The organism is Gammaproteobacteria bacterium (assembly GCA_013003425.1).
GTDB lineage: Bacteria > Pseudomonadota > Gammaproteobacteria > Steroidobacterales > JABDKV01 > JABDJB01.
Map to the genome: position 1 here is coordinate 31,752 of JABDJB010000035.1, position 13,988 is coordinate 45,739.

The 13,988-nt window shown below is 59.9% G+C and carries 14 protein-coding genes; 10 read left to right on the forward strand and 4 right to left on the reverse strand.

Features of this window, described 5'->3' with window-relative positions:
* Positions 1 to 33: 33 nt before the first annotated feature.
* From mrdA to HKN06_05505, 4 genes are all read right to left on the reverse strand, one after another.
* Complete coding sequence (mrdA, locus tag HKN06_05490; protein NNF60767.1) at positions 34 to 1,929, reverse strand: penicillin-binding protein 2; 1,896 nt, start codon at positions 1,927 to 1,929, stop codon at positions 34 to 36.
* A gap of 2 nt (positions 1,930 to 1,931) precedes the next feature.
* On the reverse strand, positions 1,932 to 2,426 hold the full coding sequence (mreD, locus tag HKN06_05495) for a rod shape-determining protein MreD (protein NNF60768.1): 495 nt from the start codon (positions 2,424 to 2,426) through the stop codon (positions 1,932 to 1,934).
* Complete coding sequence (mreC, locus tag HKN06_05500) at positions 2,423 to 3,307, reverse strand: rod shape-determining protein MreC (GenBank protein NNF60769.1); 885 nt, start codon at positions 3,305 to 3,307, stop codon at positions 2,423 to 2,425. The genes mreD and mreC overlap by 4 nt, the downstream gene beginning before the upstream one ends.
* Positions 3,308 to 3,373: 66 nt before the next feature.
* Positions 3,374 to 4,417, reverse strand: coding sequence for a rod shape-determining protein (locus HKN06_05505; protein ID NNF60770.1), 1,044 nt, complete (start codon positions 4,415 to 4,417; stop codon positions 3,374 to 3,376).
* A gap of 124 nt (positions 4,418 to 4,541) precedes the next feature.
* Between HKN06_05505 and gatC the strand changes: the two genes are divergently transcribed.
* The 10 genes from gatC to metF all read left to right on the forward strand — a co-directional run bounded on the left by gatC (position 4,542) and on the right by metF (position 13,988).
* Positions 4,542 to 4,829, forward strand: coding sequence for an Asp-tRNA(Asn)/Glu-tRNA(Gln) amidotransferase subunit GatC (gatC, locus tag HKN06_05510; GenBank protein ID NNF60771.1), 288 nt, complete (start codon positions 4,542 to 4,544; stop codon positions 4,827 to 4,829).
* 4 nt (positions 4,830 to 4,833) lie between these two features.
* On the forward strand, positions 4,834 to 6,288 hold the full coding sequence (gene gatA / locus HKN06_05515) for an Asp-tRNA(Asn)/Glu-tRNA(Gln) amidotransferase subunit GatA (protein ID NNF60772.1): 1,455 nt from the start codon (positions 4,834 to 4,836) through the stop codon (positions 6,286 to 6,288).
* Positions 6,285 to 7,721, forward strand: a complete 1,437-nt coding sequence (gene gatB, locus HKN06_05520; protein ID NNF60773.1) for an Asp-tRNA(Asn)/Glu-tRNA(Gln) amidotransferase subunit GatB — start codon at positions 6,285 to 6,287, stop codon at positions 7,719 to 7,721. Before gatA ends, gatB begins: the two co-directional genes overlap by 4 nt.
* A gap of 90 nt (positions 7,722 to 7,811) precedes the next feature.
* The gene (locus HKN06_05525; protein NNF60774.1) at positions 7,812 to 8,804 is read left to right on the forward strand and encodes a glycosyltransferase; all 993 of its coding nucleotides are present in this window, start codon (positions 7,812 to 7,814) and stop codon (positions 8,802 to 8,804) included.
* Entirely contained in the window at positions 8,801 to 9,214 is a 414-nt protein-coding gene (locus HKN06_05530; protein ID NNF60775.1) for a GtrA family protein, read from the forward strand. The genes HKN06_05525 and HKN06_05530 overlap by 4 nt, the downstream gene beginning before the upstream one ends.
* Positions 9,211 to 11,040, forward strand: coding sequence for a hypothetical protein (locus HKN06_05535; GenBank protein ID NNF60776.1), 1,830 nt, complete (start codon positions 9,211 to 9,213; stop codon positions 11,038 to 11,040). Before HKN06_05530 ends, HKN06_05535 begins: the two co-directional genes overlap by 4 nt.
* Positions 11,037 to 11,747 carry a class I SAM-dependent methyltransferase gene (locus HKN06_05540; protein ID NNF60777.1) on the forward strand — a complete coding sequence of 237 codons (711 nt, stop codon included), beginning with the start codon at positions 11,037 to 11,039 and terminating at the stop codon, positions 11,745 to 11,747. Before HKN06_05535 ends, HKN06_05540 begins: the two co-directional genes overlap by 4 nt.
* Positions 11,748 to 11,808: 61 nt before the next feature.
* Complete coding sequence (locus tag HKN06_05545) at positions 11,809 to 11,994, forward strand: hypothetical protein (protein ID NNF60778.1); 186 nt, start codon at positions 11,809 to 11,811, stop codon at positions 11,992 to 11,994.
* Positions 11,995 to 12,144: 150 nt separating this feature from the next.
* Positions 12,145 to 13,089, forward strand: a complete 945-nt coding sequence (locus HKN06_05550) for a metalloregulator ArsR/SmtB family transcription factor (protein ID NNF60779.1) — start codon at positions 12,145 to 12,147, stop codon at positions 13,087 to 13,089.
* An 8-nt stretch (positions 13,090 to 13,097) separates the two neighbouring features.
* Positions 13,098 to 13,988: a methylenetetrahydrofolate reductase gene (gene metF / locus HKN06_05555; protein NNF60780.1), complete on the forward strand. Its 891-nt coding sequence runs from the start codon at positions 13,098 to 13,100 to the stop codon at positions 13,986 to 13,988.

A 13,988-nucleotide genomic window follows, 5' to 3' on the forward strand; every position in this document is an offset into this window, starting at 1 on the left:
GCGCATCCCTGAAGCTTTCGGCCTCGGCAAAAATCATGGCTGCGGCACCGCCCGGTCGGCAACTACACCGGCGCTGCCAATCATCCAGGCATCGAGCATTGCGCGTGCCGCAGGCGCAGCTGCCGAGGCCCCGCTGCCGGCATTTTCAATCACCACCGCCAGGGCAATCTGCGGCTCATCAATTGGCGCGAATGCTATAAACAGGGCGTGATGACGCAGGCGTTCGTCGACCAGTTCTTCATCGTATTCATCATCCTGGGCGATCGTGAATACCTGTGCGGTACCGGTTTTGCCAGCAATGCGATAGCCAAGGCCGGGGCTTATGGCCATTGCGGTTCCATGTTCGCCGTGCACAACATCGGTCATGCCGGCAATTACGGTTGCCCAGTGCCTGGCGTTCGTTACCGGAACCGGCTCAAGTTGTCGCGGCGCTTTTTCGATCAGTTCTCCGGTCAGCGGGTCACGTACCGCCCTGATGAGGTGTGGCTGGTAGCGCTTTCCACGTGCCGCGATGACTGCCGTCGCCTGCGCCAGCTGCAGCGGCGTTGTCAGCATGAAGCCCTGACCGATACCGGTTATCAGCGTCTCGCCGGGAAACCACACCTGTTCACTGCGTTCGCTGAACGCGGTTCGTTTCCACTGGCGCGATGGCATGAGACCGCTTTTCTCGCCGCGGATATCAATGCCTGTCGGCTGGCCAATGCCGAAGTAGCTCATGAACTCATGCATGCGGTCGATTCCAAGCTCGAGCGCAAGCTCATAAAAATAGACATCACATGATTGTTCGATTGCAGAATTGAGATTTATTTCGCCGTGACCCTCTTTTTTCCAGTCACGGTAACGATGATCGTCACCGGGCAGCATGAAATAGCCAGGGCAAATCAGTTCATCATGAGTACTGCGTATCGAGTAGTGCAGTGCGGCCAGCGCCAGAATTGGCTTTATTGTGGAGCCCGGTGGGTAGTGGCCGCGCAATGCGCGATTGAACAGCGGTTTGTCCGGGTCGCCGGACAGACGGTCGAACTGCGCACGTGTCAGGCCCTCGCCAAACAGGTTGGGGTCGTAGCCGGGCGAACTGACCAGCGCCAGGATGCCGCCGCTGCCGGGGTCGATCGCGACGGCTGCGCCCCGCGAACCTGCCAGGGCCTGCTCTGCCGCGCGCTGCAGGGTGGCATCGAGTGTAAGGATAATGTCGTGACCCGGGTCCGGTGTGGCGCCGGGTAACGCCTGCAATGCGCGACCCTGGGCGTTGACGATGACCTGCTGGTGGCCAACGGTGCCGTGCAGCGTTGGCTCAAAGGCCTGCTCGACGCCCACTTTGCCGATATGCGTGGTGCCGGCGTAGTCATTGTTGTCGACCCGGCGCAGGTCATCCGGGTCGATGGCGCCAACGTAGCCAACCGCATGCACGGCCAGCGTGTCGGCCGGGTAGTGGCGCGCCAGCCGGGCGCGAATATCGACGCCGGGAAAATGTGGCCGTTGCACGGCGAAGCGTGCCACCTCGTCATCGGCGAGCCGGTAACGTAAGGGCACGGCTTCGAAACGCCGCCGCTTTCTGATCTGGTTGCGAATGTCGGGCATATCTTCGGCGGCGATCAGCTGTTGCAGTTGCAGTGCTTCGATAGTGGCTTCGGGGTCGCCGGCCTGTTCCGGTATCAATTCGAGCTGGTAAGCGGGCAGGTTTTCTGCCAGCAGGATGCCGTTGCGATCGAATATCAGCCCGCGCGTTGGCGGTACCGGCTCGATACGTATCCTGTTGCCGTGCGACAACTCACGATAGTGATCAAAGTTAATGACCTGCAGAAATATGAGACGCACCAGAAGCAGTGCGATAAGCAACAAACCGACAACGCCGGCAACCATCAAACGGGTACTGAAAATGCGCTGTTCGCGCCAGTGATCTTTCAGTTGTCCGGCTCGCAATGCCATCGTTATACCGTCCGTGAGGTGTCACGCGCCTGGCGAATGCGGTGCAGTGCAGAGCTGACCAGCGGCCAGAATGCCGCGCTGCCGGGCACACTGAGCCAGCGCCGCCAGTCACTGCCAGGCTCGCCGGTCACACCGTCTACCCAGAACAGCAGGAATTCGTAAAGCGCCACCAGCATGAATACGGTCGCCGTCTGCTGGGCGATTGGAAATACCCGCACTCTCAGATGCAACTGCATCGACAAAAACGCCACTACGGTCAGCGCAAGTGCATGCTGGCCCAGCAAGACGCCGCGCAGCGTATCGAGCATCAGGCCAACCAGCCAGGCAGCGAGCAGACCGACCCGCTGCGGCTCGTACATCAGCCAGTAGATCACTACCAGCGCCAGCCACGAGGGGCGCCAGGGCTGTGCCCATCCCGGAAGCGGCACCAGGGTAAGAACCAGTCCCGCAAGTATCGACAGCAACAGCGCAGGCCACAGGCGGTCCGGGTTGCTCATCGTTCCGCCGCCTCACGTGCGTCCGGCGTGGGCACTTCGGTGGTTGACCAGACCAGTAATACCTCGCGATTGCGATTCAGGGCTGCCGCCGGTTGTGCACGCACCGTAGCAAACGGGCTGGCGGGGTCTCGCGTGATTGAGGAAATTGTTGCAACCGGGTAGCCGGGTGGAAAGTTGCCGCCCAACCCCGACGAGACCAGCAGATCGCCAACCTCAACGTCTGCATTGTTTGGCAGAAACGGCAGGCTCAGCGAAGCCGGGTCACCGGTACCAACGGCGATTGTGCGCAGTCCGTTGCGATTGATCTGCACTGGTACAGCATGGCTGGCGTCGCTTATCAGTATCGCTTCTGAACTTACCGGGCTGGTGTGCGTGATCTGACCGACAATTCCGTTTGCGTCGAGCAATGGTTGGCCGCGATACGCGCCATGCACCGTGCCCTTGTTGATGACAATATGTTGGCGCAGCGGGTCGAGATCGACCGCCATAATCTCGCTCACCAGCACGCGGTCTGCAACGCGGGCCGAGGATTCCATCAGTGCCCGCAGTCGGCGATTTTCTGCGAGTAATGACTCGAGTCGTTGCAGGCGCGCCGCGTTTTCGAGGCTGTCGGTCCGCAGTCGTTCATTTTCGGAAAGCAGCTGTCGCCTCAAGGTAAAACTCTCGCCGACCCAGTTGATGGCTACAAACGGCAGGTCAACGGCAACCCGCACCGGATGCAGCATCAGCGAAAGCGAGCTGCGTATGGCGTCGAGATGGCCGGCGCGAAAGTCCAGCATCATGAAAACGATTGCCAGCAGCACCAGCAGGCCGCAGCGGACTGCCGGCGATGGCCCGCGCAGGAACAGCGGTTTGATTTCTGTTTTTCTGAGATCGATCACTGCCGGCGTTCACCGCTGCTTGCTGCGGCGAACATATTACACTGTAACGGCTTGATTGGTGGCGAATTAGTCGAGGGCAAACATTGCCGCGCCGTGCTCGTCCATCAGTTCGAGGACGCGACCGCCGCCACGCGCAACACAGGTCAGCGGATCGTCCGCTACCACCACCGGCAGGCCGGTTTCTTCCATCAGCAGCTTGTCCAGGTCCTTCAGCATGGCGCCACCCCCGGTCAGCACTATGCCGCGCTCGGCTACATCGGCGCCGAGTTCGGGTGGTGTCTGCTCGAGCGCGCCCTTGACCGCGCCGACGATGCCCTGCAGCGGTTCCTGCAACGCCTCGAGTATCTCGTTGCTGTTGAGCGTGAAGCTGCGTGGTACGCCTTCGGAAAGGTTACGGCCTTTCACTGAAATTTCGCGTACCTCTTCACCGGGGTACGCCGATCCGATTTCGTGCTTGATGCGCTCCGCGGTTGCTTCACCAATGAGTATGCCGTAGTTGCGGCGCACATAATTTGTTATTGCTTCGTCAAACCGGTCACCACCAACGCGTACGGATGCAGCGTACACAATACCGTTGAGTGAAATGACGGCAACTTCGGAAGTGCCACCGCCGATGTCGAGTACCATTGACCCGCGTGCTTCGTGTACCGGCATGCCGGCGCCGATCGCGGCAGCCATCGGTTCCTGTATCAGGTAAACCTTGCGTGCACCGGCGCTCTCTGCCGATTCGCGAATAGCGCGTCGCTCAACTTCGGTTGCACCGTAAGGAACGCAGACGAGCACGCGTGGACTGGGGCGAAAGTAGCGACTGCCGTGCGCGCGCTTGATGAAGTACTGCAGCATCTTCTCGGTAACAACAAAGTCAGCGATGACGCCATCTTTCAATGGTCGTATCGCCGTGATGTTGCCGGGGGTGCGGCCGAGCATGTTTTTGGCTTCGATACCAACGGCCTGAATCGACTTGCCACCGCGACCCGATTCCTCACGTATCGCGACAACGGACGGCTCATTCAGAACGATTCCGCGACCGCGAACGTAGATAAGCGTATTGGCTGTCCCCAGGTCGATCGAGAGATCGTTGGAGAAGTAACCCATCAGGTTTTTAATCATGTGCAGCTGTCGACCCGCCGGTGGGTGCAAAAAACAGCTTAATCTAGCAACGGGGGCGACAATGGGCAAGGCGCAATGTATGATAGCGCGCTGCCAAATTCAGGGTTTTCAGGGGACATTCACGATGTCGCTCACACGCGAGGATGTCGAAAAAATTGCATGGCTGGCACGGCTCGAAATCGCTGATGACGAGATGTCGGGATTTGTTACGACGCTGTCCAACATCATCGAGTTTGTCGAGCAGCTGTCTGCCGCACCCACGGATGACGTGATCCCGATGGCGCACCCGCTGGACATGAGCCAGCGGTTGCGCGCCGATGAGGTGACAGAGACTGACGAGCGCGACCGCTTCCAGGGCAACGCTCCGGCCGTAGAGGCCGGCCTGTACCTGGTGCCGCGTGTAATCGAGTAATCTGATGCATACGCAGACACTTGCAGAGCTGTCGGCCGGTCTTGCCGCCGGGGATTTCAGCAGCGTTGAACTGACCCGGCATTACCTGGAGCGGGTCGGGCAGCACAACAGCCTCAATGCATTTATCACGGTGACCGCGGATCAGGCCCTTGATTCGGCGGCAGCAGCCGATGCGGCCCGCGCCAGCGGCGCGGCCGGCCCTCTCACCGGCATCCCTCTGGCGCACAAGGATATTTTCTGCACCAGCGGCGTCCTGACCAGCTGTGGCTCGAAAATACTGTCCAACTTCGTCTCGCCGTATGACGCGACCGTGGTCAGCCGCCTGGCAGACGCCGGTATGGTGATGATTGGCAAGACAAATATGGATGAGTTCGCGATGGGTTCGTCCAACGAGACCTCGTGGTACGGGCCCTGTCTCAATCCCTGGGACACGACCCGGGTGCCGGGTGGCTCATCCGGCGGTTCGGCCAGTGCCGTGGCGGCACGACTGGTTCCGGTAGCGACGGGCACCGATACCGGCGGCTCGATTCGCCAGCCCGCCGCGCTGACGGGAATTACCGGTATCAAGCCAACCTACGGGCGTGTTTCGCGCTACGGGATGATCGCCTTTGCTTCCAGTCTCGACCAGGGCGGCATACTCAGCGCCACCGCGGAAGATGCGGCAATGGTCCTGACGGCCATGGCCGGCTTCGATCGGCGCGATTCAACCAGCGTGGACGCACCGGTACCGGATTACCGTTCCGGGCTGGAAGCAGATATTTCCGGGTTGAAGATCGGCGTGCCCGGACAGTTTTTCAGCGCCGGGCTGGACCCGGCCGTGGAGCAGGTTGTGCGCAATGCGCTCGACGTGTATGTCGGGATGGGGGCGCAGCTGGTAGAAGTGGAGCTGCCCAATCTTGACCTGTCGGTGCCAACTTACTATGTGGTGGCGCCCGCCGAAGCTTCCTCGAACCTGTCGCGCTTCGACGGCGTGCGTTTTGGTTATCGCAGCGAGAGTGCAAAAAATCTGCACGAGTTGTACTGCAAGAGTCGCGGCGAGGGCTTCGGCGCCGAGGTCAAGCGCAGGATCATGACCGGTACCTATGCGCTGTCGGCGGGTTACTACGATGCCTATTACCTGAAGGCGCAAAAAGTACGGCAGCTTATTGCCGATGATTTTCGCGCAGCTTTTGACAAGGTAGATGTGATCATGGGTCCGACAGCACCGACGGTTGCTTTCGGTATTGGTGACAAGGCCGATGACCCGATCACCATGTACCTCAATGATATCTACACCATCGCCGCGAACCTGGCAGGGCTGCCCGGCATGTCGGTTCCCTGTGGCATGGCCGGTGGCCTGCCGGCCGGGCTGCAGATAATTGCGGGACATTTTGCCGAAGAGCTACTGCTGAAGGTGGCGCATCATTACCAGCGTGAAACCGACTGGCATCGCCGCATACCCGAGGGTTTCGGGGCATGACGTGGGAAGTGGTCATAGGTCTCGAGGTGCATGCGCAGCTGCGCACGGACAGCAAGATTTTTTCCGCTGCCTCAACCGAATTCGGCGCGGCACCCAACACCCAGGCGTGCGCGGTCGATCTGGGCTATCCCGGTGTGCTGCCGGTATTGAACGGTGTGGCGGCGCGTATGGCGGTAAAGTTTGGCCTGGCGGTCGACGCGAAGATTGCACCGCGCTCGGTCTTCGCCCGTAAGAACTACTTTTACCCCGACCTGCCAAAGGGCTATCAGATAAGTCAGTTCGAACTCCCGGTAGTGGAGGGCGGTCACCTCGATATCACCCTGGAAGACGGTAGTCGCAAGACAATCGGGATTACCCGGGCGCATCTGGAGGAAGACGCCGGAAAATCGCTGCACGAAGACTTCCACGGCATGACCGGTGTCGATCTCAATCGCGCCGGAACACCGCTGCTGGAAATCGTTTCGGAGCCGGACCTGCGTTCGGCTGCGGAGGCTGTCGCTTACCTGAAAAAAATGCGCACGCTGGTGCAGTACCTGGAGATCTGCGACGGCAACATGCAGGAGGGCTCGTTACGCTGTGATGCGAACGTGTCGATACGACCGGTCGGGCAGGCAGAATTTGGTACGCGCACGGAGCTAAAGAACCTCAATTCATTCCGCTTCATCGAAAAGGCAATCCTGCACGAGATCGAGCGCCAGAAAGATGTGCTCGAAGGTGGCGGCAGCGTGGTTCAGGAGACCCGCCTGTACGATTCCGACCGGGACGAGACGCGGCCCATGCGCTCAAAAGAAGAAGCAAACGACTATCGCTACTTTCCCGACCCGGACCTGTTACCGCTGATCATCGATGCGACGTTGGTCGAACAGATGAAAGCAGAGTTGCCCGAATTGCCGGCGGCGCGTCAGCAGCGATTTGTCGAGCAGTTTGGCCTGTCGCAATACGATGCCGAGGTGCTGACGGCCAGTCGCGACATGGCTGATTACTTTGAGGAAGTCGTCGATGGCACCGGTGGCGCGGCCAAGCTTGCAGCCAACTGGGTGATGGGCGAGTTGTCGGGTGCCCTGAACAAGGAGACCCTGTCAGTTGCTGCCAGCCACGTCGATGCAAAGATGCTCGCCGGCATGCTGCAGCGAATAGAGGACAAGACCATCTCGGGCAAGATTGCCAAGCAGGTCTTCGAGGCGATGTGGGCCGGTGAAGGTGATGCCGATGCCATTATCGAAGCCCGCGGCCTGCGCCAGATCACCGACAGCAGTGCAATCGGCGTAATTATCGACGAGGTGCTGGCGGCCAATCCCGGCCAGGTCGAGCAGTATCGATCCGGCAAGGACAAGGTTTTCGGCTTTTTCGTCGGCCAGGTGATGAAGGCGACCCAGGGCAAGGCGAACCCGCAGCAGGTAAACGAGCTGCTGAAAGAGAAGCTCGCCGGCTGATTGCCGGCCCCGGCCGCCCGGTCGGGACAGCCCCGGAAACCGGAACTGGCGCACATTCTGCAGTTGGCTGGCTTATGTACAATTGCCGCCATGACCTCTGCCGCTCCTTTAAATATCACTCGCGCCGGCCAGGACGATGGCGACCTGAGTGTTGCCGTGCTGCTGCCCTGTTACAACGAGGCCGCCACGATCGGAGCGGTCATTGATGATTTCCGGGCCAGCGTTCCGCGGGCCAGGGTCTACGTGTACGACAACAACTCCAGCGATGATTCTGCGGCCATTGCACGCAGTCACGGTGCCACGGTGGTGCGGGAGCGCGAGCAGGGCAAAGGTCACGTGGTACGCAGGATGTTTGCCGACATTGACGCCGATATCTACATCCTCACCGACAGCGATGCGACTTACGATGCGGCATCGGCGCCACGCATGGTGCAGATGCTGGTGGAGGAGGAGCTCGATATGGTCACGGCGCGCCGGGTCGCGACGTCGCAAAGCGCATTTCGTGCCGGCCACCGTTTTGGTAATCGTTTTCTTACCGCCCTCGTGTCCCGCAGCTTTGGCAAACCTGTGTCAGACATGTTGTCGGGCTATCGGGTGCTGTCGCGTCGCTTCGTCAAATCTTTCCCGGCACTCAGCGGCGGTTTTGAAATTGAGACCGAGCTTACTGTGCATGCGCTGGAACTTGGCATGCCGCAGGCAGAACTGGACACGCCGTATCACGAACGACCCAGTGGGAGCGACAGCAAGTTGAGCACCTGGCGCGACGGCACACGAATTCTCAGGCAGATACTGGTGCTGATAAAGGAAGAACGGCCGCTGTTCTTTTTCGCATCGATATTTGTAGTCCTCGTGCTGCTGTCGGTTGGCCTGGCAAGGCCGGTTATCGTGGAATTTCTGGCTACCGGGCTGGTGCCACGACTTCCGACCGCCGTGCTGTCAACCGGCCTGATGCTGCTGGCGTTTCTGTCGCTGGGCTGTGGCCTGATTCTCGATACCGTGACGCGCGGCCGGCGCGAGATAAAACGCCTGCACTACCTGCGGCAGCGTGGTCCGGGGGCCCGGCATCTTTCGCCGCCAGAATGACCGGGGATAAACGCGAGTCTCTTTTCCCGGCATTTGCCGTCGTTGGCATGGTCGGGTTTATCGTCGACGCTGCGGTATTCCAGTTGCTGTACTCGACGCTGGGCGGGTATGTCCTGCCGCGAATCCTGGCAACGGCGGTTGCGGTTGTGGTCACGTGGGGCCTGAACCGGCGTTTCGTTTTTCGCACTGCCGGCACAACTGGAGCTGCGAAGGAATTCGTGCGCTATGTCACCGTGCAGTCGAGTGGCATAGTCGTCAATTTTGCGGTTTATGCGCTGCTGCTGACCCTGTCAGAGGCGTTACGGCAGGTACCCGTGGCGGCCGTTGCAGTCGGGGCCCTGGTAGCGATGGTATTCAACTACCTCGGCGCACGTCACTGGGTATTCGCTAAGACAGGATGGCGCCCGTGAGTGATCGTGGCGTGGTTTTTTTCATCTGGATCGGGGCCAGTCTGCTGGCCATTGTCAGCGCCCTGCAATATACCGATGCAGCTCTGTTCGGGTCGCAATTCATTCCCGTTGGCAACGACTCTTTCTATCATGCGCGCCGGATACTGGATGCCGCATTCAGTGCGCGTGGTTTTTACCAGTTCGACAACACGATTCATGTGCCTGAGGGCAGCTGGGTCACCTGGCCCTGGGCCTACGATTACCTGCTGAGTCGGCTGGTCAGATTTGTTGCCTGGCTCAGCCCGGGTATCGCGCCGATGGCGGTGCTGGCACATGTTGCTGTGGCCTGGTTTGTTGTCAATACGGGCCTGTTCATCGCCGTGTGCCGCCAGTTGCGACTGCCGTTGCCACTGTTGGCAGTAGCAGCGCTGGCATTTGCCGGGGCGCAACTCAACCAGCAGCTGCACGGCCTTGGCACGCTGGATCATCACTTCATCGAGCAGACATTTGTTTTGCTGAGCCTGTGGCTCGGTCTGCGGTTCTTCGCGACGGGCAGCGGCGGCGCGGCCATAGCCCTCGGCAGCGTGCTCGGCCTGGCGACGGCGTTTCACAGTGCGCTGTTCATCCTGCAATTGCCGGCGCTCGCAACAGCGCTGCTGTTGTGGTGGCGTGGGTCCCTACCGGCACCCGCTGTCATGTTCAGGCTTGCTGCCGCGCTGGTTGCTACAACTTTGCTCGGATTGTTGCCTTCGGCACCCTTTGCTGACCTGCAGTTCAGTTTTACCACGCATTCCTGGTTCCACCTGTACGTGGCCGTATGCAGTGCGGTTGTGCTCGTAGCGATAGCGCTGCGGCCGTACAGTGCCCGGGCGTTTGCAGTTGTGGCTGCCGTATCCGCAGCACTGGCTGTCCCGATCGCCTCACAGGTGCTGACCGGTGCACAATTTGTATCGGCCAGCATTGACGCGGTGCTGAACGTCATCGCGGAAACAAAAAGCCCGTTTGCCCTGCTGCTCGGCAGCTGGGGTCTGAAGGGTGTGGGCAGCCTGTACAGCCTGCTGATATTCCTGGTCCCGGTCCTGCTTTTGTATTTTGCGTGGCAAGTGTGGCGGGAGAAGAACAGCCGGCAGCTGCACCTGGCTGTAAGCGCCGTGTTTTGTCTTGCGCTGATGGCGATGCAGTACCGGATGCAGTATTTCGGGTCGTGGGCAATGATACTCGGGCCGTTGTATCTGCTTGCCGCAGTAACGCAAAAGAAACAATGGCCCGGCGCGGCCGTAGCCGGTGCTGCCGCCGTCGCATACCTGTTCGCCTATATACCGGTACTGCAGACGCAACGCCTCGCTGAATTTGTCCCGGCAAACGATGTGGATTACCAGCACATAGCACCGGTATTTCCTGTGCTTGACCAGCTGTGCAGCCAGCAGCCCGGGAATGTGCTGGCCTCCATGAATGATGGTCATTACATTCGCTACCACACGTCGTGCCGGGTGATCGCAAATAACCTGCTGTTAACGCCGCAGCATTTCCAGAAGGTGGCAGAGGTAAAAAGGTTGCTGTCGTTGACGCCACAGCAGTTCGCCGATACCGAGCACCATGCAGACTATGTCCTGGTGCGTCTGAGTCGCTTGCCGGATGTGTTACAGGCATTGGCTGCCGGCGTTTCGTTTGAACGCATTGCCGCGGCCAGCCCGACATTGGTCGAGCACCTGATCATGGCAGACCAGCACCCGGGCCTGGAGCTGCTGGCGCAGGCAGTCACCGATGGCGCACCGTCAGTGCCGTATCTTCGTATCTATCGCGTCACGCCCGTGGGATCGCCGGCTACGGCAGGCGGCCAGCGATGAGTGACGTGCCGGCAGCTAACGAGGTCTATCCTGGCGTCGAGAATCTCGAGGCAATGCGTCATGCCCGCCGCTACAACAACTTTCTGATCGACCTGATCTGCCATTACACGAGCGGATCCCGGTTGATGGATTTCGGTGCCGGTGCCGGCACGTTTGCAGCTAGTCTGAAAGAACGCGGTCGCAATGTGGTTTGCATCGAACCGGCTGCAGCCTTGCGAGAGCGACTGGCAGCGGACGGGCTGGAGGCGCATCAATCCACAACCGGTCTGTCACCGGATTCGGTCGATAGCGTTTATACGCTCAATGTGCTCGAGCATATTGGTGATGATCTCGGCGCAGTCAAGGAAATGACCAGGTGCCTGCGACCTGGCGGCCGCCTGCTGATCTATGTGCCAGCGTTTCAGCTGCTGTTCGGCGCAATGGACAGGCGTGTCGGCCATCTGCGCCGCTACCGCCGGCGCGCGCTGGTGCGAATAGTGCGCCAGGCCGGACTGAAAGTTGAGACGGCCCGGTATGCGGACAGCCTGGGATTTCTTGCTGCCCTGGCTTACCGGTTTATCGGTGACGACAGCGGCGTTATCAGTCCGCGTTCGGTGCGGGTTTACGACCGCTTCCTGTTTCCTGTGAGCCGGCTGGTCGATCAGCTGACGCTGGGCAGCTTCGGCAAGAACGTGCTGGTTGTTGCCAGCAAACCGGATGTGACGTAAGTGACCGGCCACGCTGCAGTTACCGTGTTTCTGCGGTATCTTTAGTGGTATGGAAGGGCTGTTGCTGGCACTGAAAAAACGCGGGCTCGACATCCTGTTTATCGGGCTGCCGGCCGCCGCCGCTGTCGCCTGCTGGATTTACGGGCTGCCGGCCTGGATGCTCTTCATTTGCCTGATTGCCGTGTTCTTCGGCGTCCTCTCACTGCTTGGCGATCTGGGGGTCTTTGGCGGCCGAGACGACGACTGATCTTGCAGCACGTCGCCGGTTTTTTTGCCAGGCCCCGCGAATTCACGTTAGTCTTTGCCTAAATGGGGGCGAGGCCCCCAAAATATAATTATGTCAACTTGATATAAGTTAAAGATATACGTATATTTGCAACTGTGAGGAGGGCACGGAATGGCCCAAGGTCTCCGACGGATGATCGAAGCGTTACGGGCCGCAGCCGAGCCGACCCGGCTCAGGTTGCTCGCTATCTGTGCCGAAGGTGAACTCACTGTCAGCGAGATCACCCATATCGTCGGTCAAAGCCAGCCGCGCGTTTCGCGGCACCTCAAGTTGTTGTGTAACGCAGGTCTGCTCATCCGGTTTCGCGAGGGTCATTACGTTTTGTATCGCGTTCCTGCCAAAGGCGAGGGTGCAACCCTGGTGCAGCAGCTGCTTAGCCTGCTGCCGGACGAAGACGAACAGCTGCAACTCGACAACGGCCGAATGGAAAAAATCAAGTCCGAGCGGGCACGCCGGGCGGCTGACTACCTGCGTTTCAATTCCGAGGACTGGTCCCGGTTGCGCGAGGCCAACGTCGCGGATTCCGAAATTAATCACATCATTGTCGAGCTGCTGGACCGAAATAATATTGGCGACCTGCTCGACGTTGGGACCGGAACGGGGCGCATGCTGAAGTTGCTGGGCGGTCATGCTGAAAGTGCAGTCGGAATCGACCTGTCACCGGAAATGCTGGCGGTCGCGCGCAGCAACCTGCACGCAGCCGGCCTGAACAAGATCATGGTGCGTCGCGGCGATATGTACGGGCTGCCGTTCCCCGATAACTCCTTTAATACCGTGACCGTTGATCACGTGTTGTACCTGGCGGACGATCCGCCAAAAGCCGTGCGCGAAGCAGCGCGCGTGTTGCGTTCGGATGGCCAGCTGCTGGTGGTCGATTTTTCCCGTAATGGTGGCGGTGGTCACGACATACCCGGGGTCAGTGACGACAGCCTGCAGCAATGGTTCGAGGCGGCCGGTTTACACTGTGCCGACCTGCGTCATCTCGACGGCAGTTCGCTCAAGGTCGTACTCTCGGTGGCTGTAATGCAGCAACGCCGTGGCACAGCTGTTGCCTGAGTAACCTGATGACTGACCAGCGCGACTTACGTGTATCGTTCGAGTTCTTCCCGCCAAAAAGCGAGAAGATGGAGCAGACTTTATGGCGCTCGGTGCAAAACCTCGAACCGCTGGGGCCATCATTTGTATCGGTAACTTATGGCGCCGATGGCTCAACCCGCGATCGCACTCACAACGTCGTTGCACGCGTCCTGAGCGAAACCTCCCTGCGGCCGGCCGCGCACCTGACCTGTGTTGGAGCCAGCTGCGCCGAAATCGATGACATTGCGCGGCGTTACTGGGAGGCCGGAGTGCGCCACATCGTCGCATTGCGCGGCGATCCGCCGCAGGGCAGTGACAGCTACGAACCGCACCCGCAGGGTTATGCCTACGCTGCCGACCTGGTGGCCGGCCTGCTGCGGGTTGCCGACTTCGAGGTTTCGGTGGCCGCTTATCCGGAGGTGCACCCGGAGGCACCGGGCCCGCAGTTCGATCTTGATAACCTGAAGCGCAAGGTTGATGCCGGTGCCAGCCGTGCAATCACCCAGTTCTTTTTCGATACCGAGTGCTTCCTGCGTTTTCGTGACCGCTGCAGTGCTGCCGGAATCGCTGTCGAAATCGTACCAGGAATATTGCCCGTAACAAATTTTGCTCGCCTGCTGAGTTTTGCGCAAATGTGCGGCACAAGTGTCCCGCGCTGGCTGCACGACCGTTTTGAAGGGCTCGACGATGATCCCACGACGCGCCAGATGATTGCCGCAAATACTGCGATCGAGCAGGTCAATCGCCTGTACGAGCACGGCGTGCGTGACTTCCATTTCTATACGCTCAACCGCTACGAACTGACCAAGGCGATCTGCCATGCGCTTGGTGTGCGTCCCGCGACAGACAACGCGGAAAGCGGCGTCGCAACGGGTTGA

Bases quoted from the DNA above. Each gene is read 5' to 3' on its own strand.
- mrdA (NNF60767.1), bottom strand. From the start codon at position 1,929: ATGGCATTGCGAGCCGGACAACTGAAAGATCACTGGCGCGAACAGCGC.
- mreD (NNF60768.1), bottom strand. From the start codon at position 2,426: ATGAGCAACCCGGACCGCCTGTGGCCTGCGCTGTTGCTGTCGATACTT.
- HKN06_05505 (NNF60770.1), bottom strand. From the start codon at position 4,417: ATGATTAAAAACCTGATGGGTTACTTCTCCAACGATCTCTCGATCGAC.
- gatC (NNF60771.1), top strand. From the start codon at position 4,542: ATGTCGCTCACACGCGAGGATGTCGAAAAAATTGCATGGCTGGCACGG.
- gatA (NNF60772.1), top strand. From the start codon at position 4,834: ATGCATACGCAGACACTTGCAGAGCTGTCGGCCGGTCTTGCCGCCGGG.
- gatB (NNF60773.1), top strand. From the start codon at position 6,285: ATGACGTGGGAAGTGGTCATAGGTCTCGAGGTGCATGCGCAGCTGCGC.
- HKN06_05525 (NNF60774.1), top strand. From the start codon at position 7,812: ATGACCTCTGCCGCTCCTTTAAATATCACTCGCGCCGGCCAGGACGAT.
- HKN06_05530 (NNF60775.1), top strand. From the start codon at position 8,801: ATGACCGGGGATAAACGCGAGTCTCTTTTCCCGGCATTTGCCGTCGTT.
- HKN06_05540 (NNF60777.1), top strand. From the start codon at position 11,037: ATGAGTGACGTGCCGGCAGCTAACGAGGTCTATCCTGGCGTCGAGAAT.
- HKN06_05550 (NNF60779.1), top strand. From the start codon at position 12,145: ATGGCCCAAGGTCTCCGACGGATGATCGAAGCGTTACGGGCCGCAGCC.
- metF (NNF60780.1), top strand. From the start codon at position 13,098: ATGACTGACCAGCGCGACTTACGTGTATCGTTCGAGTTCTTCCCGCCA.